Source organism: Marivivens marinus (assembly GCF_035969385.1).
GTDB lineage: Bacteria > Pseudomonadota > Alphaproteobacteria > Rhodobacterales > Rhodobacteraceae > SELP01.
In genome coordinates, this window is the sequence record NZ_JAYKKJ010000008.1 from 163,759 (window position 1) to 182,048 (window position 18,290).

The 18,290-nt window shown below is 61.5% G+C and carries 19 protein-coding genes; 3 read left to right on the plus strand and 16 right to left on the minus strand.

Annotated elements, in window-relative coordinates; all coding sequences use genetic code 11:
* Positions 1-17 precede the first annotated feature (17 nt).
* The 5 genes from U3648_RS13440 to U3648_RS13460 form a co-directional block, all read right to left on the minus strand.
* On the minus strand, positions 18-1,154 hold the full coding sequence (locus tag U3648_RS13440) for a sugar-transfer associated ATP-grasp domain-containing protein (RefSeq protein WP_420859745.1): 1,137 nt from the start codon (positions 1,152-1,154) through the stop codon (positions 18-20).
* Positions 1,151-2,284, minus strand: coding sequence for a sugar-transfer associated ATP-grasp domain-containing protein (locus tag U3648_RS13445; protein ID WP_420859746.1), 1,134 nt, complete (start codon positions 2,282-2,284; stop codon positions 1,151-1,153). Before U3648_RS13445 ends, U3648_RS13440 begins: the two co-directional genes overlap by 4 nt.
* A 91-nt stretch (positions 2,285-2,375) precedes the next feature.
* Positions 2,376-3,098: an acetoacetyl-CoA reductase gene (gene phbB / locus U3648_RS13450; RefSeq protein WP_420859747.1), complete on the minus strand. Its 723-nt coding sequence runs from the start codon at positions 3,096-3,098 to the stop codon at positions 2,376-2,378.
* A 120-nt stretch (positions 3,099-3,218) separates the two neighbouring features.
* Positions 3,219-4,394: an acetyl-CoA C-acetyltransferase gene (locus U3648_RS13455; protein ID WP_420859748.1), complete on the minus strand. Its 1,176-nt coding sequence runs from the start codon at positions 4,392-4,394 to the stop codon at positions 3,219-3,221.
* A gap of 175 nt (positions 4,395-4,569) precedes the next feature.
* Positions 4,570-5,355 carry an EAL domain-containing protein gene (locus U3648_RS13460; RefSeq protein WP_420859749.1) on the minus strand — a complete coding sequence of 262 codons (786 nt, stop codon included), beginning with the start codon at positions 5,353-5,355 and terminating at the stop codon, positions 4,570-4,572.
* A gap of 124 nt (positions 5,356-5,479) precedes the next feature.
* On the opposite strand from U3648_RS13460, the gene U3648_RS13465 reads away from it, so the two are divergent.
* The gene (locus U3648_RS13465; RefSeq protein ID WP_420859750.1) at positions 5,480-6,043 is read left to right on the plus strand and encodes a DNA-3-methyladenine glycosylase I; all 564 of its coding nucleotides are present in this window, start codon (positions 5,480-5,482) and stop codon (positions 6,041-6,043) included.
* A gap of 1 nt (position 6,044) precedes the next feature.
* On the opposite strand, the gene U3648_RS13470 is transcribed toward U3648_RS13465, so the two are convergent.
* From U3648_RS13470 to pgsA, 3 genes are read right to left on the minus strand one after another with little or no spacing between them, the layout of a single operon-like run.
* On the minus strand, positions 6,045-6,485 hold the full coding sequence (locus U3648_RS13470) for a molybdenum cofactor biosynthesis protein MoaE (RefSeq protein WP_420859751.1): 441 nt from the start codon (positions 6,483-6,485) through the stop codon (positions 6,045-6,047).
* Positions 6,485-6,733: a molybdopterin converting factor subunit 1 gene (moaD, locus tag U3648_RS13475; RefSeq protein ID WP_420859752.1), complete on the minus strand. Its 249-nt coding sequence runs from the start codon at positions 6,731-6,733 to the stop codon at positions 6,485-6,487. The genes U3648_RS13470 and moaD overlap by 1 nt, the downstream gene beginning before the upstream one ends.
* A gap of 4 nt (positions 6,734-6,737) precedes the next feature.
* Positions 6,738-7,394, minus strand: a complete 657-nt coding sequence (pgsA, locus tag U3648_RS13480; protein WP_420859753.1) for a CDP-diacylglycerol--glycerol-3-phosphate 3-phosphatidyltransferase — start codon at positions 7,392-7,394, stop codon at positions 6,738-6,740.
* 133 nt (positions 7,395-7,527) lie between these two features.
* On the opposite strand from pgsA, the gene U3648_RS13485 reads away from it, so the two are divergent.
* Positions 7,528-8,079, plus strand: coding sequence for a DUF924 family protein (locus U3648_RS13485; RefSeq protein ID WP_420859754.1), 552 nt, complete (start codon positions 7,528-7,530; stop codon positions 8,077-8,079).
* Positions 8,080-8,084: 5 nt separating this feature from the next.
* Here U3648_RS13485 and uvrC read toward each other — a convergent pair whose 3' ends face one another.
* From uvrC to U3648_RS13525, 8 genes are all read right to left on the minus strand, one after another.
* Positions 8,085-9,962, minus strand: a complete 1,878-nt coding sequence (gene uvrC, locus U3648_RS13490; protein ID WP_420859755.1) for an excinuclease ABC subunit UvrC — start codon at positions 9,960-9,962, stop codon at positions 8,085-8,087.
* 286 nt (positions 9,963-10,248) lie between these two features.
* The gene (locus tag U3648_RS13495) at positions 10,249-11,031 is read right to left on the minus strand and encodes an SDR family oxidoreductase (RefSeq protein ID WP_420859756.1); all 783 of its coding nucleotides are present in this window, start codon (positions 11,029-11,031) and stop codon (positions 10,249-10,251) included.
* A gap of 7 nt (positions 11,032-11,038) precedes the next feature.
* Positions 11,039-11,995 carry a calcium/sodium antiporter gene (locus U3648_RS13500; protein ID WP_420859771.1) on the minus strand — a complete coding sequence of 319 codons (957 nt, stop codon included), beginning with the start codon at positions 11,993-11,995 and terminating at the stop codon, positions 11,039-11,041.
* A gap of 167 nt (positions 11,996-12,162) precedes the next feature.
* Positions 12,163-12,957 (minus strand): S49 family peptidase, encoded by a 795-nt coding sequence (locus U3648_RS13505; RefSeq protein WP_420859757.1) that lies wholly within the window; start codon positions 12,955-12,957, stop codon positions 12,163-12,165.
* 52 nt (positions 12,958-13,009) lie between these two features.
* Positions 13,010-13,771, minus strand: a complete 762-nt coding sequence (locus U3648_RS13510; protein WP_420859758.1) for an ABC transporter permease — start codon at positions 13,769-13,771, stop codon at positions 13,010-13,012.
* On the minus strand, positions 13,768-14,694 hold the full coding sequence (locus U3648_RS13515; protein ID WP_420859759.1) for an ABC transporter ATP-binding protein: 927 nt from the start codon (positions 14,692-14,694) through the stop codon (positions 13,768-13,770). Before U3648_RS13515 ends, U3648_RS13510 begins: the two co-directional genes overlap by 4 nt.
* Before the next feature lie 105 nt (positions 14,695-14,799).
* Complete coding sequence (locus U3648_RS13520) at positions 14,800-16,227, minus strand: Glu/Leu/Phe/Val family dehydrogenase (RefSeq protein WP_420859760.1); 1,428 nt, start codon at positions 16,225-16,227, stop codon at positions 14,800-14,802.
* 102 nt (positions 16,228-16,329) lie between these two features.
* On the minus strand, positions 16,330-17,208 hold the full coding sequence (locus U3648_RS13525; protein WP_420859761.1) for a MurR/RpiR family transcriptional regulator: 879 nt from the start codon (positions 17,206-17,208) through the stop codon (positions 16,330-16,332).
* 145 nt (positions 17,209-17,353) lie between these two features.
* Between U3648_RS13525 and U3648_RS13530 the strand changes: the two genes are divergently transcribed.
* Positions 17,354-18,148 (plus strand): beta-keto acid cleavage family enzyme, encoded by a 795-nt coding sequence (locus U3648_RS13530; RefSeq protein ID WP_420859762.1) that lies wholly within the window; start codon positions 17,354-17,356, stop codon positions 18,146-18,148.
* Positions 18,149-18,290: the final 142 nt, after the last annotated feature.

Genomic DNA, 18,290 nt, shown 5'->3' on the forward strand with positions numbered 1-18,290 from the left:
ACGGGCGCTGCCCGGTTCTATGAATTCCCGAAACGCGCCTGCATATAGCGGCGCGTTTCTTCTATGAGGGGGGTCATGTCCGGGTTCAGGATGCCACGATCATTTACGGTCTGGTAAACGATGTGATCCGGGTTCCCATTCAGTTCGTTCAGGATTGGCCCATCCTCGGTCAGATAGACATCGGCACCGATGATCCCAAGCCGTGGCAGCAGGGCATGCGCCTGAATGGCAAGGTCGATCCCCTCCTGCACGAAGGGGAAAGCAATTTCCGACAAGGGTTCCGGGATGTCCCGCCAGTGGGTCAGCGGGGCGCTTCCCTTGGCGGGCAGGTGTCGGACAACATTGAAACGGCCGGTCGCGGGGTCGAGGGAGCCGATGGCCCGCTTGTTTTTCGAGATTGCATCGAACATCGCTGTTGGCGACGGAAGTTTATGCGCGGAATAGAAATGACGGGGGCCGCCTTCGGACTGGACCGTCACCACGCGGAAAGTTGCAGTGGGGTTGCCGACCACACGCTGAATCACTGGATGGTTCCGGGCGACCTCTTGAAACAGATAGCCCGCGCCCCATGTGCCGACGATCTCGTCGACCAAGGTGTCCAGATCTCCGACCACGCCTGTGCCGAATGTCACCTTGCCGGTCGCGGGCTCGATTCCATCCAGCCGCGCTGCGCCGATCGAATGCGAGGATTCGCGAGGTTTGCAGAACAGGGGATAGTTTTCCGGGTCCGAGAGGTAGCTGCGCAAGGCTTGGCGGTCGCCGAGGTGAAGGACCCCGTCAGGGCGGTCCGTCAATGAAAACAGAGCCAAGGTTCGCGTCGTGGGTATCCCCTTCTCCCTCAGGAATAGCTCGGTCGCCAGTTTGTCATTCACCAGTTTCCGGCAGCTGTCGTCAGGGTCGCGATGCAGGCTGAGATTGAAGGCGAGTGTGCGCGGGGTCGACAGGTATTCGCCAAGGACCTGCGCATTTCGCGCGTGACGATACAGGGCGTATTTGTAGTAGTCCCGTGCTTCGAATTTCTTGGGTGGTAAAGCCATGCGCAGCAATTGCCGCAATTGACCCCAAACGGATGGGCCGCCGTTGGCGATCACCAATTGCGCCTCTTTCAATGCGTCGAATTTCCCGGCCGTTTCAGCCGCCGTAAGATAGGTCATGCCGTGCCACGTGCCCGCCCCCGTGCGAGTTTCAGGGCATCCTGATAGGTTGCTTCCATCTCGGGGTTCCGCAGGCCCCGGCGGGCGGCCAGTTGGTAGATCGGGGCCGGGTTTGCATTCACCTCGTTCAGGACGGCCCCGGTTTCGGTCAGGAAGACATCCCAGCCAAGGATACCATGCGCGGGAAACAGGTCGTGCCCGGCGACGCAGGCGGCCACCGCCTCGGACCAATGGGGCAGGCAGGTCCCGGTCAAGGCTCTGTCGGGGTCGCACCAGTGGGTCCGTGTCGGCGCAACCGGGTCAAGCAGCTTGTAGAGATGCCCCACCTCCCCGGTATCAGTGTCAATCTTGGCCCAGGCCCGTTCCTCTTTTGACCCGCCGTCATGCATCGCGGTCGCCGCTGGCAGGCGCACAACCGCATAGAAGGGACGGACGCCCACACTGGTGCGGATCGTGCAGATGCGCGGCGCAGGGGTGGCGATGCCCGCGTGTTTCTGCAATCCCGCCTCGCAGCGATAAAGGGTTTGCAGCAGGTAACCGCCGGCCGTTTGTTGCATTTCACCCGCGAGCACCGCGGCCTGACAGGTCGTCCCGTCACCCAGCGTCAGTTCCCCGGTTTTCGGGTCCGCGGACAGGATAGAGGCCGCGCCGCGCGCAAAACTGTCGGTACGTGGCTTGGCGAATAGGGGCAGGTTACGGGGATCGAGAAGGAAGTCGGCGACCTCCTCGACACTGGTAAGCGCTTGCAGGTCCATCCCATCCGGAACCGGGCCGATCACGGCGCGGGTTTCCACCACGGGCAGCCCGCTTTGCCGGAACAGGGCCTCGGTCGCCAGCTTGTCTTCAATCAGGGCGGTCTGATCCGCAGACTTCGGTTCGATCAGGGCGTGGTTGTAGCGGGTCTTGTACCCGTTCGACAGATATTCCCGCCGAAAACTGCGGTCGCGGCCGTGGGCCCAGAAATCGTTGATGTAATAGTCAACAAGGTTGAACCCGCGTATGCCGATCCGGGCCCGAAGTATTTGAACCAGCTGGCCCCAGGGGCCCGGACCGCCCGCGTTGCGGACCCGTTGCATTTGGGCGGCAAGGTCGATCTTGTCAGCCTGATCTGTCGTTCCAAGGACTGGCATCGGGGCAGAATCCTGTGTGTTCGTTGGCCTGAAACGGGAAACGCCACCCTGAGGTGGCGCTTCGTGTCTTGCAACCGTAGACAGCGGAGCTCTAGACGAAGAACTGCGCGCCGTTGGCCGAGATGGTGGAACCGTTGATGAACCCGGCATCGTCGGAGGCAAGGAAGACCACGCAGCGGGCGATTTCCTCGGGCTCGCCGAGACGCCCGGCAGGGATTTGGCCGATAATCGATTCCCGTACCTTTTCCGGCACCGCCATGACCATTTCGGTGGCGATGTAGCCCGGGCAGATGGCGTTGGCGGTGATGCCTGCGCGCGCGCCTTCCTGCGCAAGGGATTTCACGATGCCCAGATCGCCTGCCTTGGTCGCGGCATAGTTTACCTGTGCGAACTGGCCTTTCTGGCCGTTGATCGACGAGATCACGATGACGCGGCCAAACTTGCGCTCGCGCATGCCCGGCCAGACGGGGTGGACGGTGTTGAAGACGCCGGTCAAGTTAGTGTCGATCACCTGATGCCATTGTTCCGGGGTCATCTTGTGGAACGGCGCATCGCGGGTGATGCCCGCGTTGGCGACGACAACTTCGATCGGGCCAAGGTCGGCCTCGACCTGTTCGATCCCGGCCTTGGAGTCATCATAGTCCGCCACGTTCCACTTGTAGGTCTTGATGCCGGTTTCGGCAGTAAACTGGGCAGCGGCCTCGTCATTGCCGGCATAGGTGGCGGCGACGTTGTAGCCTTCGGCCTTGAGGGCCTTGGAAATGGCGGCACCGATACCGCGGGAACCACCGGTGACAAGCGCAACGCGGGACATGGGAATACTCCTGATAGAATTTCTGTCGGTAATGTTGTTACGGGGATTTTTTCACGGGCGCAACATTATTGCGCTGCGCTGCCGCAAAATGGGCGGGACCGTGGCCCCGCCCGGTCAGGGTCAGGGGCGTTCGACGCAGAGCGCCACACCCATGCCGCCGCCGATGCAAAGGGTTGCGATCCCTTTCTTGGCGTCACGGCGTTTCATTTCGAACAGAAGCGTGTTCAGCACCCGGCAGCCCGAGGCCCCGATGGGGTGGCCGATGGCGATTGCGCCGCCGTTCACGTTTACGATGGCCGGATCCCAGCCCATTTCCTTGTTCACGGCACAGGCCTGCGCGGCGAAGGCTTCGTTGGCTTCGACAAGATCAAGATCGTCCACGGACCAGCCGGCCTTTTCCAGCGCCTTGCGCGAGGCGTTGACCGGGCCGACACCCATGATCGCCGGGTCCAGACCGGCGGTGGCGTAGCTGGCGATGCGGGCGAGCGGCTCGATCCCGCGCTTTTCGGCCTCGTCGGCGGTCATCAGCAGGGTCGCGGCGGCGCCGTCGTTCAGGCCGGATGCGTTGGCAGCAGTCACCGACCCGTCCTTGGTGAAGGCGGGGCGCAGTTTCTGCATGGCGTCAATGGTGGCGCCGTGACGGATGTATTCGTCCTGATCCACCACGATGTCGCCCTTGCGGGTCTTGACGGTGAAGGCCGCGATCTCGTCGGCGAATTTACCGGCTTTCTGGGCGGCTTCGGCCTTGTTCTGCGAGGCGACGGCGAATTCGTCCTGCATGTCGCGCGAAATCTGCCAGCGTTCGGCGACGTTTTCGGCGGTCTGGCCCATATGATAGCCGTTGAAGGCGTCCCACAGACCGTCCTTGATCATCGTGTCGATGTATTTCATGTCGCCCATCTTGTGCCCGGCGCGCAGATGCGCGGCGTGGGGCGACAGGGTCATGTTTTCCTGCCCGCCGGCGGCGACGATGCTGGCATCGCCCAGCATGATGTGCTGTGCACCCAGCGCGACGGCCCGTAGGCCGGATCCGCAAACCTGGTTGATCGACCAGGCGGCGGATTCGATGGGCAGACCGGCGTTCACGTGGGCCTGACGGGCGGGGTTTTGCCCCTGCGCGGCGGTCAGGACCTGACCAAGGATCGTTTCGCTCACCTCGGATTTGTCGATCCCGGCGCGTTCGACGACTGCCTCAAGAACGGCGGCGCCCAGATCGTGGGCCGGGGTGTTGGCGAAAGACCCGCCAAAGCTGCCCACGGCAGTTCGTGCGGCAGATGCGATAACGACGTTGGTCATGAAGGACTCCTCTCCTAATCCGGTGCAACCGATCAACGAGACAGAGCCCAACAACAAGGCGGGCTCCAACCCGCGTTTGTCGCACTTATAGGGGGAAATGCCGCACTGCGGCAATGTTTTCGTGCATATCGGGACTGCAGCGACGGAATGGCGCGGCGAAACGGTGGGCCAACCGCTAGAGCGTGAACTTGGGAACTCCGAAATAATACCCCTGCATGCAGTCGATCCCCAGTTCCTGAAGCAGGGCGACTTCTTCTGCGCTTTCAACCCCTTCGGCCACAACGAACATCTCAAACTGTTGCGCGACCGAGATCAGGGCCTCTGCCATGACCTGATTGTCAGGGGACTTGTGAATGTCACGGATGAAACAGCGATCCACCTTCACAAGATCGAAGAAAAAGTCCTTCAAGTGCCGGAAAGAGATCAGCCCCGCCCCGAAATCATCAAGCGCAAAGGCAACCCCCAGCGGCTGCATTTCGGCCATAAACCGTACGAGGACCTCGTGCAGGAGCATCGCCGATTCTTCCGAGATTTCGAGGATCAGCCGTCCTGCAACAGCGGGGTTCTTCTGCAATCCGCGGTCCAGTATCCGCCGCCATTTCCCGTCTGCCATCGACCGCGCCGACATGTTGATGGACAGCCGAAGCGCCGGATTGACCCTCAACATTTCCAGGCCCAGCATCAAAGACGCGCAGTCAATCTCTCGTCCCAGTTCAGTTTCTTCAATGTCGCCCATGAACTGATAGGCCGGGATCACCCTGCCGCGTTCATCCTTGAGGCGGATCAACCCTTCGTAGAATGCGATTTGGTTGGTGTTCTGCGCGGCAACGACAGGCTGAAACGCAAGCTGCGCATTGTGCGTATCCAGTGCCCGGCGAACCATGGACATGACATCGCCATCACGGGCGGCAACCGCGAATTCCAGCGGATCCCGGGGGGCCTCTATCGGCTGAACGGGCATGGTCCTGTCCTTGCAAAATGCGTTTCGCCGACACAATCGCGCCACCATACCTAAGGGTGGGTAAAGGTTCCCGTTTTTCATAGAATTGGATAGAGATTTCCAAGGGAGCCGAGGAGGACAGAAAATGCATGAAAGATGTGGCTGGGCCGGCCCGGAACAGATCTATGTCGACTACCACGACACGGAATGGGGCGTGCCGGAATATGACGCCCGCGCCCTTTGGGAAAAGCTGATCCTGGATGGGTTTCAGGCGGGCCTGAGCTGGATCACGATCCTCAAGAAGCGCGATAATTTCCGTGCGGCCTTTGACGGGTTCAGGCCAGAGGTTATCGCCGGATGGGGCGAGGCAGAGGTGACCCGACTGGTGCAAGACTCCGGCATCATCCGCCACCGGGGGAAGATCGAGGCGACGATTACCAACGCGCGGGCCTATCTGGAGATTCCAGACTTTTCAGAATTTTGTTGGCGCTATGTCGACGGTGCGCCGATCCAGAACCGCTGGGCCAACCTGTCCGAGGTTCCCGCATTCACGCCTTTGTCGGAAAAGATGTCGAAGGATCTGAAGAAGGCCGGGTTTCGGTTCTGTGGTCCGACCATCGTCTATGCGTGGATGCAGGCCTGTGGGCTGGTGAACGACCACCTGATTGGATGCCACAGGCATGCCCCCTGCCGCGAAATGGCCCGCTGAGCTACCAGCGGGTCAGCGCGTCTTCGTCTTCATCGCGGGCGGCGACCCAGTCTGCGCCATCGCGGGTCACTTCCTTTTTCCAGAAGGGCGCGCGGGATTTTAGGTAATCCATAAGGTATTCAGCCGCGGCAAAGGCATCGGCCCGGTGACGCGATGCGGTGGCGACCATCATGATGTTCTCACCGGGTGCCAGATGGCCGTAGCGGTGGATCACCAGCACGTCGGCCAGAGACCAGCGACGCGCCGCCTCGTCCGCGATCCCGGCAATCGCCTTGGTGGTCATACCGGGGTAGTGTTCGATCTCCATCGCGACCAACCCGCCGTCCACGTCACGCACGACGCCGGTAAAGCTGACCACGGCGCCTGCCCCGGACACCGTCGCGGAAAACGCGTTCAGTTCCGCCCCCGGGTCAAACCGGTCTTCCTGAACCCGGATTTCCATCAGCCCCCCGTCATCGGCGGAAAGAACGCGACCTCGCGCACGCCGGCCAGACTGGCATCGAAGTCCGAGAGTTCCTGATCCAGCGCCACGCGCAGCGCCCGCAAATCGGCAAAGGCCGCCTCGTAGCGGGGTTCGCGGGCTTTCAGCTCTTCCACCAGATCGACCACGGTCGCGGCGGTTGTGTCCACCTGTTCCCGCGGCACCCCGATCCGTTCCCGGACCCATGCGAAATAAAGAACGTCGATCATCGGATCACCTCAGGTAGGGCATCGCCTTGCGCAGGTAGTCAAACCCTGTGACGACGGTCAGAAATCCGGCGACCCACAACAGGCCAACCCCGATCCACCTCGAAAAAAATGCGCCCTGATACTTCCAAAGAAGGCCCAACTCGTCCGGCAGTTCACCCAGAAGAATGGCGTTGATCGTTGTGTTGTCCATCCCTTCGGTTTCCATGGCGAAATAGGTCTCGAACGCGCCGGTCGAAAACAGGACAGCGATGGCGACCATCTGCGCAGTGGTTTTCCACTTTGCCAGCTTTGTGACCTTCAGAAGTCCCGCCGTATCGCCAAGGTATTCCCGCAAGCCCGACACAAAGACCTCGCGGAACATGATCAGCGTCGCGGGCAGCAGGATCCAGGGATTCATCCCCGAAAACCCGGTAATGACCAGAAGGGCAATTACCACCATCGCCTTGTCAGCGATTGGGTCCAGCATGGCGCCGACCTTGCTTTCCTGTTTCCAGGCGCGGGCAATATAGCCGTCGACGAAGTCGGTCACGGCCGCCACGACGAACAGGACCAACGCGAACCAATCCGCCCAAGGCCGGGCGAAATACAGGAACATGATCGCCACACCGGGCGCGGCCAGCAGACGCAGAAGCGTCAGAATATTTGGGATCGTCCACATCATGCCAGTTGCATATCCGGTATTTGAGACCTGTTCCACAGCCTAGGTTGCCTGACGCACAGGAAGGGGCGCAAACCCGCAGATTGACCCGAGGCGGCAGGGCGCAGACCATGGTGCGAAATAAAAGGGGGACGACATGACCGATACCGCCATTCAGACCGCCGAGGTTCTTCGATTCTGGTTCGAGGAAAGCACGCCGAAACAACATTTCACCAAAGACCCGGATTTCGATGCCACGATCCGCGACAGGTTTCTGGCGCTTTATGAGGATCTGGCCGCAAACGGCACTGACAGGTTCCGCGGTTCTGCCGACGGGATTCTGGCGGCGATCCTCGTTCTGGACCAGTTTTCGCGCAACATGTTCCGCGACGATCCCCGCGCCTTTGCGGAAGACGCGCAGGCCCGGGCGCTGACCAAGCATGCCATCGAAAACGGGATCGACATGCAGCTTCCGGAAGACAGGCGGGTCTTCATCTACATGCCGCTCATGCATTCCGAAGACCTTGCCGACCACGACCTCTCGCTGAAGGTCTTTGACGCGCTTGGGAACGCGGAAAGCTACAAATACGCCGTCGCGCATCGCGACATCATCGCGCGCTTTGGCCGATACCCGCACCGCAACGCCGTGCTGGGCCGCGAAAGCACCCCCGAGGAAGAGGCGCATTTCCGCGAACACGGCGGGTTCTGATCCGCCTACCCCCCCTCGTGGAAGAAGTTGTAGATGGTTTCGGCCATGCTGTCGGAAATCCCCTCGACCGCTTTCAGGTCGGACAGGTTGGCCCGACTGACCGCCTTGGCGCTGCCAAAATGCTGAAGCAACGCGCGTTTGCGGGTGGCCCCAACGCCCGGCACGTCATCCAACGGGGTCGCGCCCACTGCCTTGGCCCGTTTGGCGCGATGGGTGCCGATGGCAAAGCGGTGCGCCTCGTCTCGCATTCGCTGCACGAAATAGAGGACCGGGTCATTGCGTTGCAGCGCAAAGGGCCGTTCACCGGGGCGGTGGAATTCCTCCTTGCCGTGGTCGCGGTCCACGCCTTTGGCGACGCCGACCATCGGCACATCCTCGACCCCTAGTTCGTCCATGATTTCCTGAACGGCGCTGACCTGCCCCGCGCCCCCGTCGATCAGCAGAAGGTCAGGCCATGTGCCGCCTGTCCGGTCCGGATCTTCTTTCAACAGGCGCTGGAACCGGCGGGTCAGCACCTCTTTCATCATCCCGAAATCGTCGCCGGGGGTGATGCTGTCGCCCTTGATGTTGAACTTGCGATACTGGCCCTTCTCGAACCCGTCCGGGCCTGCGACGATCATCGCGCCGACGGCATTGGTGCCCTGAATGTGCGAGTTGTCGTAGACCTCGATCCGGCGGGGCGGGGCATCCAGATCGAACGCCTCTGCCAACCCCCGCAGGAGTTTCGACTGTGCCGCCCCCTCGGCCATGCGGCGGCCAAGGCTTTCGCGGGCATTGCGCTGCGCACCCGAGACCAGCTCGGCCTTTTCGCCCCGCTGCGGCACCAGAATTTCCACCTTGCGGCCCGCCTTTTCGGCCAGCGCGTCGGCCATCAGGTCTTCGTTGTCCAGCCCGTGGGACAGAAGCAACATGCGCGGCGGTTCGCGGGTCTGGTAGAACTGGCCGACAAAGGCCTCCATCACCTCGGCCATATCCTCATCCCCGCTGATGCGGGGATAGAAATCGTGGTTGCCCCAGTTCTGGTTCGCCCGAATGAAAAAGACCTGCACACAGGCCTGTCCGTTTTCGACATGCAGCGCGATCACGTCCGCCTCTGCCGTCGAGCGGGGGTTGATGCCTTGCGACGATTGCACCTGTGTCAGGGCGCGGATGCGGTCGCGCAGGGCGGCGGCACGCTCGAACTCCATCGCCTCGGACGCCTCGGCCATCTGGGCGGCGAGTGTTTCCTGTATCTTCGTGGTGCGGCCGGACAGGAATTGTGCGGCATCGCTGACCGACTGGGCGTAGTCCGCGGCACTGATGTAGCCGACACAGGGCGCCGAACACCGCTTGATCTGGAACAGCAGGCAGGGCCGGGTGCGGGTCTCGAACTGACTGTCGGAACAGTTGCGCAGAAGGAATACCTTCTGAAGCTGGTTCAATGTCCGGTTCACCGCGCCCGCGCTGGCGAAAGGACCGTAGTAGTCACCCTTCTCCTTTTTCGCGCCCCGGTGCTTCTTGATCTGGGGAAAGGCGTGCTCCCGGCTGATCAGGATATTGGGAAAGGATTTGTCGTCGCGCAGCAGCACGTTGTAGCGCGGTTTGAGCTGCTTGATCAGGTTCTGTTCAAGCAGCAGCGCCTCGGTCTCGGTCCGCGTGGTCAGGAACATCATCGACGCGGTTTCGGAGATCATCCGCGCGATCCGCGGCGAATGCGGGCCGGGCCGGGAATAATTCGACACCCGCGCCTTCAGGTTGCGGGCCTTGCCGACATAAAGAACCCGGCTTTCGCTATCGAGCATCCGGTAGACCCCCGGAGAGCTGTCGAGCGTCTTCAGATAGGACTGAATACGGGCGTATCCGCGCATCTCTGCCCCGTCTTGGTCCGTTTCCGTTTCGGTCATTCTTGCAGGTCCGTGATTCTCGGGTCGGGCTGCCATGATAGCAAGGGCGGGACAAGAGAAAAGGCATACACAGTTTCTGTGGATAACTTCGTGGGCAAATTCAGGTTCAGCCGGATTTTCCCTTGTTTCTCGCGCGGTTCCTCGGGTTGCTTAATTTTTAGGCATTTTCATAAGGCATTGAATTTGCTATATTAAAAACGGGCATTTCCACAACCCACTGAAAACTTTGGGCTTTTATTACATTTCTGTTACTGGGCCTTTTGACGGTGCACAACTTGTCGCAGCGTCACTCTACCCCAAGGATATCCGGAGTTTGCCAGCCAAGGTGCTGCCCCCCGTCGACGCAGATCAGCTGCCCTGTAACCGCCGGGGATTCCACCAGAAATGTAAGCGCTGTCACGATGTCTTCGGGGTTCGATCCACGGTGCAGAATGGTGCTTTTGCGCTGGCGGTCGAAATGACTGTCAGACTGGCGGTGACCCTGTAGCGTCGGTCCCGGGCCAATCGCGTTGACGCGCACCTTGGGGGCAAGCCCCTGCGCGGCGGTCTGGGTCAGCGCCCAAAGCCCCATCTTCGCGATGGTATAGCTGGAAAATTCCGGGGTCAGCTTGCGCACCCGCTGGTCGATCATGTTGATCACCACTGCCTGCGCGACAGGTTCACCGCGCGCGTCCTCGGCCGGATCGGGGGCCTGTTTCGCAAGCGCCTGCGTCAGGACAAAGGGCGCGCGCAGATTGGATTCGATATGCCGGTCCCAGCTGTCGCGGGTCGCTGTGCGGATATTGTCGTATTCGAAGATGGAGGCATTGTTGACAAGGCAGGTGATCGCACCGCCCAGAGCCTCGGCGGCCGCAGGGAGCAGCGCCTGCACCTGCGCCTCGTCCAGCAAATCGGCCTGCAGGGTCACCGCATTGCGGCCAAGGGCGCGGACCTCTGCCGCGGTTTCCTCGGCCCCCGCGGCCGAGGTGGCATAATGGATGGCCACGTCATGGCCCATTTCCGCCAATCGGACTGCCATCGCCCGGCCAAGCCGCGTTCCCGCGCCGGTCACCAATGCCTTCTTTGTCATGCCGCCCTCACAAGATCGAAAGGATATAGCCGACATATAGGCCGGTCAGGACAATCCCCCAGCCCCGCTTGATGTCCATCTTGAAAAAGACGAAAGGCACAAGGATGAGCGAGGCACCCGCCATGATCCACAGATCAAAGCGCAGGAATTGCGGATCAACGGGGATCGGCCCGACAAGACTGGCGACACCGATGATGCCCAGCAGGTTGAACATGTTCGACCCGATGACATTGCCCAGCGCCACGTCGGCCTGACGGCGCAGCGCGGCCATCACCGTGGTGGCCAGTTCCGGCAGCGATGTGCCGACTGCGACGAGGGTCAGACCTATGACGGTTTCGCTGACGTCGTAGGTGCGGGCGATGTTCACCGCCCCATCCACCAGAAGACTGGCGCCAAGCGGCAGACCGACCAGGCCGAGGACAAGAAACATGAATATCTTGGCCCAGGGCATGTCAGGGTCGGCCCCTTCGAGATCCTCCAGGTCATCTTCTTCGTCGGCGAGCCTGCACGCCCTGCGGTGTCGTTTGGCCGTCAGGAACGCATGGCAAAGCATGGCGGCAAGCGCCGCAAGAAGGATCAACCCAGAGATCCAATTGAACGTGCCCATGAAGGCCAGCGCGATGAACAGCGCCGTAGCCGCAATCATCTGGATGAAACTCGCGCGGGTGTCACACTCGCTTGTGTGCATGGCGGCCAGCAAGGCGGGCAAACCGAGAACCAGAAGGACGTTGGCGGTGTTCGACCCGACCACGTTGCCCAGCGCAATGCCCGGCACCCCGTCCAGAATGGCCTGTACCGAGATCAGAAGTTCGGGCGCAGAGGTGCCGAAGGCCACGATGGTCAGCGACACGATCAGCGCCGGAACCCCAAGGCGCAGGGACAGGTTCACCGCCCCCCGCACAAGGGAATCCCCAGCCAATAGCAAGAGAACGAGCCCAAGGCCCACGTATATCCAATCCATCAGCACGTCAGGACTTTCCACAGGAACAGGGGCCGCGCCCAATGCGGAAGCGGCCACAGTTCGAACATTTCGCGTTTCTCAAGCGTTCCCGCCCCGGAAAGCGCAGCTTTCCAAACATGGCGAGGACAGCCATTCCGATGAGGAAGAAAGTGATAACCTTGAAAAGCATGTCAGAGGCCGAACCGCGCAAAGGCGGCGCGTTCTTCGACGCCGGTCAGGATATCGTCGGTCAACTGTGCCCCGAACCGCGTGAACAGCGATTTTTTCGGGCCATAACGCCTGAACCGGACCTTGTCGCCGAACCGGTCTTTCATGAAAGGGACAAGATGCCCGATTCCGTCGGCCAGCCCGTTGTCGACCGCCGCCCGGCCAATCCAGACTTCGCCGGTGAACAGCGCCGGGTCGTCCGACAGACGCGTGCCGCGCCGGGCCTTCACATGGTCGATGAAGGCCGTATGGATGCTTTCCAGCCAGCCCTTGAGCCGTTTGACGTCAGCGGGCTTTTCCGGCTGAAACGGATCGAGGAAGGATTTCGATTTCCCCGCCGTATGGACCCGGCGTTCCACGCCATAACGCCCGATCAATTCGCTCAGGCCAAAGTTTGCAGAGATCACGCCGATGGACCCGACGATAGAGCTGTCGTCGATCAGGATCTGGTCCGCCGCGCAAGCGAGCCAATACCCGCCCGAGGCCGCCACGTCTTCGACAAAGGCGAAGACCGGGACATCCTTTTCCGCAGCCAGCCTGCGGATCCGGGCGGCGATCAGCGAGGATTGAACCGGCGACCCGCCCGGTGAATTGATTTCAAGCGCCACGGCAACCGGCTTGCCCCGCGCAAAGGCCCGCTCGATCACCGGCCCAAGCGTGACATCGTCCAGCCCGCGCCCGGAATTGGCGATTTGCCCCTGAAGCCGGATGACGGCCACGGTCGGATCGGATTTGACGAAGGGGATCCAGCGTTTCATGTGTCCTCATGTAGGGGTGAGCGGACAGGGCGACAAGCCGCGCGACCCGGCGTCATTGCCGGATTCGCCAACCTGTGCGGAAAATCCACCAGATGGCGACAAGGCAAAGTGCCGTGAACCCCGCAATCGCCACAAGGCTGATGCCGACGGGCACATCCGCCTGTTCGAAGAAGGACCAGCGGAACCCGGAAATCAGGTAGTGGACCGGGTTGAACAGGGTCACCGTCTGCCAGAAGGGCGGCAGCATGGAGGTCGAATAGAAACTGCCTCCAAGGAACACCAGCGGGGTGATGATCAGCATCGGGATCAGGTTCAACTGTTCAAAATTTCCGGCCCAGATGCCGATGATGAACCCCAGAAGCGAGAAACTGAGGCAGGTCAGCACAAGGAAGGCCAGCATTGCGCCGGGGTGCGCGATGGAGACATCCACAAAGAAGAACGAGGTCAGCAGGATCACCACCCCGATCACCAACGCCTTTGTCGCCGCCGCGCCGACATAGCCCGCCGTCACCTCGAGGAAATTCACGGGCGCCGATAGGATTTCGTAGATGGAGCCGGTGAACTTCGGGAAATAGATCCCGAAGGACGCGTTGGACGTGGCCTGTGTCATCACCGAAAGCATGATCAGCCCCGGCACGATGAAGGCCCCGTATCCCACGCCTTCAACCTCGTTTATGCGGCTGCCGATGGCGGCCCCGAAGACCACGAAATACAGCGATGTGGACACCACAGGCGACAGGATGGATTGCCGGAAGGTGCGGAAGAACCGCGCCATTTCGAACAGATAGATGGACCGAACTGCACCGAGGTTCATGCGTCTTCCTTCACCAGCCCGACGAAGATTTCCTCGAGGCTGCTTTGTTTCGTGGACAGGTCCGCCATGTTCAGCCCGGCCTTTTGCAGGTCGGACAACAGGGTTGTGATCCCGGTCCGTTCGGCCCGCGTGTCGTAGGCATAGACAAGATGCGTGCCATCCTTGGACAGGGTCAGATCGTAGGCAGACAGCGTGTCGGGGATCGCCGTGGCAGGGTCGGACAGCTGAATGGTCAGTTCCTTGCGGCCCATCCGGGCCATCAGCGCGGCCTTTTCTTCGACCAAGAGGATTTCACCCTTGTTGATCACGGCCACGCGGTCGGCGATGGCCTCGGCCTCTTCGATGTAATGGGTGGTCAGGATGATGGTGACGCCCTGCGCCCGAAGATGCTCCACGACCGCCCACATATCCTTGCGCAGTTCCACATCGACCCCGGCTGTGGGTTCGTCGAGGAACAGGATGCGCGGCTCGTGGGCGAGCGCCTTGGCGATCAGGACGCGCCGTTTCATGCCCCCGGACAGGGCCATGATCTTGCTGTCTTTCTTGTCCAGCAGGGACAACCGCGCCAGCACGTCGTCGACAAAGCCCTGATTGCGGGGCCGACCGAACAGCCCGCGCGAAAAGGACACCGATGCATTGACCGTTTCAAAGGCTTCGAGGCTGAGTTCCTGCGGCACCAGTCCGATCAGGTCGCGCGCCTTGCGATAGTCCCGCACGACATCATGGCCGGCGACGAGAACCTGCCCCGAGGTCGGCATGGTGATCCCGCAGATGGCGGAAATCAGGGTCGTCTTGCCCGCCCCGTTGGGGCCGAGAAGGGCGATGATCTCGCCCTCTTCAATATCGAGATTGACGCCCTTCAGGGCCTCGAACCCAGAGTCGTAGGTCTTGCGCAGGTCGGTGACCTTTACGATTGGTGGCATGTGTTTCCCCGTTGGTTGGGCGCACAGTAGAGCACGGACCGGACAGAGGAAAGGGGCCGCCCCGAGATGGAAGCGGCCCCCGATTTTCCTTCGCGAATTGTTGGGTCAGAGACCCTTGGCGCGATAGCTACCCGCAACCCGGCCGATCGCCACAAGGTAAGCGGCGGTGCGCAGGTCCGACACATCGCTGCGGCCGTGCCAAACCTCGCGCATCGACTGATAGGCCGTGCGCATCGTGTCATCCAGACCGGACCGGACCAGTTCCAACTCGCCCGCGCCACGCAGGTATTCCGACTTGAACCGTTCCGAAAGGGCGCCCATGCCCTTCTCGACGCTCAGCCGCTCCAGCTCGTCGATGATCAGCTGCGCCCGGGCCTCTTCCGACCGGCGCTGCATCCTGCCGAACCGGATGTGCGACAGGTTCTTGACCCATTCGAAATAGGACACGGTCACACCGCCCGCGTTGGCATACATGTCGGGGATGATCACGACGCCCTTCTTCTGAAGCACCTCGTCCGCCCCGGCGGTGATCGGGCCGTTTGCAGCCTCGATAATCAGTTTGGCCTTGATCCGTTTGGCGTTGGACAGGTTGATCACCCCTTCCATCGCGGCGGGGATCAGGATGTCGCAATCGGATTCAAGAACCGCAGCCCCGTCTTCGTGATGTCGCGCGTCGGGATAACCTGCGATCCCGCCGTGCTTGTTCATCCATTCGCGGACCGCTTCGACATTGATCCCGCTTTCATCATGCAGCGCACCGTCGCGTTCGATGATCCCGGTGATCAGCGCGCCGTCCTCCTCGGACAGGAATTTGGCAGCGTGATAGCCAACGTTGCCGAGGCCCTGAACGACAACCCGTTTGCCGTCGAGTTTGCCGGACATCCCGGCCTTTTCGATGTCGGTCTTGTCACGGAAAAATTCACGCAGGGCATATTGAACACCGCGGCCCGTCGCTTCGGTCCGGCCCTGAATGCCGCCCTGATTGATCGGTTTACCGGTCACGCAGGCACGGCCGTTGATGTCGGTTGTGTTCATCCGCATGTATTGGTCGGCGATCCACGCCATTTCCCGTTCGCCAGTGCCCATGTCGGGGGCAGGCACGTTTTGCGACGGGTGGATCAGGTCGCGCTTGGCCAGTTCATAGGCAAAGCGGCGGGTGATCTGTTCCAGTTCATGTTCTTCGTATTCGCGGGGGTCGATGCACAACCCGCCCTTGGACCCGCCGAACGGCGCTTCGACCAGCGCGCATTTGTAGGTCATCAGCGCGGCCAGCGCCTCGACCTCGTCCTGGTTGACGCTGGTGGCATAGCGGATGCCGCCCTTGACCGGCTCCATGTGTTCGGAATGGACCGACCGGTAGCCGGTGAAGGTCTGGATGCCGCCCCGCAGACGCACGCCAAACCGGACCGTATAGGTGGCGTTGCAGACCCGGATCTTTTCTTCAAGTCCGGGGGACAGATCCATCAGGGCAACCGCCCTGTTGAACATGATGTCGACGCTTTCGCGAAAACTGGGTTCCTTGTGCCGTGCCATTACCGGGCCCTTTCGTGGAGGAGTGTGGCGGAATGAGAATTGCCGGACGGGCGGAGCCTATCCGGAACTTGGTTAACAACCGATGTGCATCCGCCGTGCCCATCAGCCTGTCCAGAATTCGCCAAATTGGCGGTTACGCTTTTCCACGTCCCGGATCCGCGCCAGCGTATCGTCCGGGGATCGCGCAACCAGCGTTGCCACGATCGATTCAATCAGAACCATTGTCGCCGCGTAGGACGAAAAGAACTGCGGCGATTCCGATGGGACGATGAACCCGACAGTGGCGTGCTTCAGAACCGGGCAGGCGTAGTCGTCGGTGATGACAATCACACTTGCGCCCGCGTCGGCGGCCATTTCCGCGGCGACAACGGCCCGCCGGGCGTAGGGCTGCTTGGTGATCAGGAACAGCACATCACCGGGCCCCTGCCCGGCCAGCGCAGCCCCCACGGATTCACCGCGCCGCCCGGCAAGCATCCAGTTCGAGGTGAAATAGCTTGCCAGATAGGCAAGGTACTCGACACTTCCCGATGCTCCAAAGGCCCCGAACAGAACGACATTGCGCGCCTTCAACAGAAGGTTCACCGCAGCGTCGATCCTGTCTTTCGGGTTCAGTTCCCGCATCTCGGTAATATTGGCGATACAGGCGGCGGCCTGACGTCCAAGGATCGTCCCCTTGGTTTCGCCGTCCGCGCGCAGCCGCTGCGCCTTTTCCCCCGCGCCCCCGATCTGCCGTTCAACCGCGCCACGGGTCAGTTCACGCATGTCTTCGTAGCTTTCAAAGCCCAGCGCCCGGGCCAGCCGCGACAGGGTCGCGGGCGACACCCCGGTCCCGGCCGAGATCGACCGAAGCGACCGGGTGGCAATGTCGACCGGGTTACGCAGGACGACATCCGCCGCCTCGCGCAGCTTCTCCGACAGGTCGCTGTAATGGGTGGCGATGATCTCTTCGATCGTTGCCGGTGGCTTTTCATGTCTTGTCATACGCATGACGCTGTCACTCGTTTCAGCTGTTGTCAACAAGTGAAACATGTGTTTCAAGACATGTCAGAAGGCGACAAAGAATCGCCCGCTCAACAGTGACAGGTTGGAGGAAGTGCGTTTGCCTCAGCACGATCCGCTTCGAATAATGGTTGCCCCGACGGGGGCACTTCGGTCCAAGTTGGACCACGCGGCCCTTCCGATAACACCCGGCGAAATTGCGCGGGCCGCTGCGGATTGTCAGGCCGTCGGCGCGTCGGACCTTCACCTTCATGTCCGCGACGCGAACGGGAACCATTCGCTCGATGCCGGTTTGATCCTTGAAACCATGGCAGAAGTGAACGCGCTGGCACCCGATCTTCGCGTACAACTGTCAACCGACTCTGCCGGATACTTCGAGGTGACGGCCCAGCTGCGTGTCCTGCAACGGGTCGTGCCACAGGCGGCCAGCATCAACATCCGCGAAATGGCGCGTGATGAAGCGATTGCGGCCCGCCTTTACAAGTTTGCCGCGGCGGCAGAGATCGAGGTGCAGCATATCCTTTATGGCCCCGAAGATCTTCGGTTGCTGTACCGGTGGATGGCGGGCGGGATCGTACCCGCAACACAGTCCAGCATCCTGTGCGTGACCGGCCGCGCATCCCCTTTCCTTGCGGGGCGCACCGAAGAACTTGGCCGGATTGCATCGGCGCTGCGCGGTTGGCGCGGGGACTGGATGGTGTCCTGTCACGGGCAACATGAACTTGCCGTTGCGAGCAAAGCGATTGCCATGGGTGGCCATGTCCGGGTCGGGTTTGAAAACAACCTTAGACGCCCTGACGGAACCCTCGCCGCCGACAACGCAGAACAGGTGGCAGCGGTGGCGTTGGCCGGACATCGGGCCGGTCGCCCCCTATTCCGGTCGCCCATGGTGCAGGACGGCCAACGCCGCGCGGCGGGGTAACATCCGGCTGGCGGCACTTCGCCAAGGCGATCGGAACGCTTGCCACGCCGCTGCCGACTTGCGAAAACACGGAAGAGGTCGCAGCCACGGGGGGAGGCGACAAAACGGAATGCGGGCCAGCAGATGGTCGGCGTCCGCTGTG

Bases quoted from the DNA above. Each gene is read 5' to 3' on its own strand.
- U3648_RS13440 (WP_420859745.1), bottom strand. From the start codon at position 1,154: ATGACCTATCTTACGGCGGCTGAAACGGCCGGGAAATTCGACGCATTG.
- U3648_RS13445 (WP_420859746.1), bottom strand. From the start codon at position 2,284: ATGCCAGTCCTTGGAACGACAGATCAGGCTGACAAGATCGACCTTGCC.
- phbB (WP_420859747.1), bottom strand. From the start codon at position 3,098: ATGTCCCGCGTTGCGCTTGTCACCGGTGGTTCCCGCGGTATCGGTGCC.
- U3648_RS13455 (WP_420859748.1), bottom strand. From the start codon at position 4,394: ATGACCAACGTCGTTATCGCATCTGCCGCACGAACTGCCGTGGGCAGC.
- U3648_RS13460 (WP_420859749.1), bottom strand. From the start codon at position 5,355: ATGCCCGTTCAGCCGATAGAGGCCCCCCGGGATCCGCTGGAATTCGCG.
- U3648_RS13465 (WP_420859750.1), top strand. From the start codon at position 5,480: ATGCATGAAAGATGTGGCTGGGCCGGCCCGGAACAGATCTATGTCGAC.
- U3648_RS13470 (WP_420859751.1), bottom strand. From the start codon at position 6,485: ATGGAAATCCGGGTTCAGGAAGACCGGTTTGACCCGGGGGCGGAACTG.
- moaD (WP_420859752.1), bottom strand. From the start codon at position 6,733: ATGATCGACGTTCTTTATTTCGCATGGGTCCGGGAACGGATCGGGGTG.
- pgsA (WP_420859753.1), bottom strand. From the start codon at position 7,394: ATGATGTGGACGATCCCAAATATTCTGACGCTTCTGCGTCTGCTGGCC.
- U3648_RS13485 (WP_420859754.1), top strand. From the start codon at position 7,528: ATGACCGATACCGCCATTCAGACCGCCGAGGTTCTTCGATTCTGGTTC.
- uvrC (WP_420859755.1), bottom strand. From the start codon at position 9,962: ATGACCGAAACGGAAACGGACCAAGACGGGGCAGAGATGCGCGGATAC.
- U3648_RS13495 (WP_420859756.1), bottom strand. From the start codon at position 11,031: ATGACAAAGAAGGCATTGGTGACCGGCGCGGGAACGCGGCTTGGCCGG.
- U3648_RS13505 (WP_420859757.1), bottom strand. From the start codon at position 12,957: ATGAAACGCTGGATCCCCTTCGTCAAATCCGATCCGACCGTGGCCGTC.
- U3648_RS13510 (WP_420859758.1), bottom strand. From the start codon at position 13,771: ATGAACCTCGGTGCAGTTCGGTCCATCTATCTGTTCGAAATGGCGCGG.
- U3648_RS13515 (WP_420859759.1), bottom strand. From the start codon at position 14,694: ATGCCACCAATCGTAAAGGTCACCGACCTGCGCAAGACCTACGACTCT.
- U3648_RS13520 (WP_420859760.1), bottom strand. From the start codon at position 16,227: ATGGCACGGCACAAGGAACCCAGTTTTCGCGAAAGCGTCGACATCATG.
- U3648_RS13525 (WP_420859761.1), bottom strand. From the start codon at position 17,208: ATGACAAGACATGAAAAGCCACCGGCAACGATCGAAGAGATCATCGCC.
- U3648_RS13530 (WP_420859762.1), top strand. From the start codon at position 17,354: ATGGTTGCCCCGACGGGGGCACTTCGGTCCAAGTTGGACCACGCGGCC.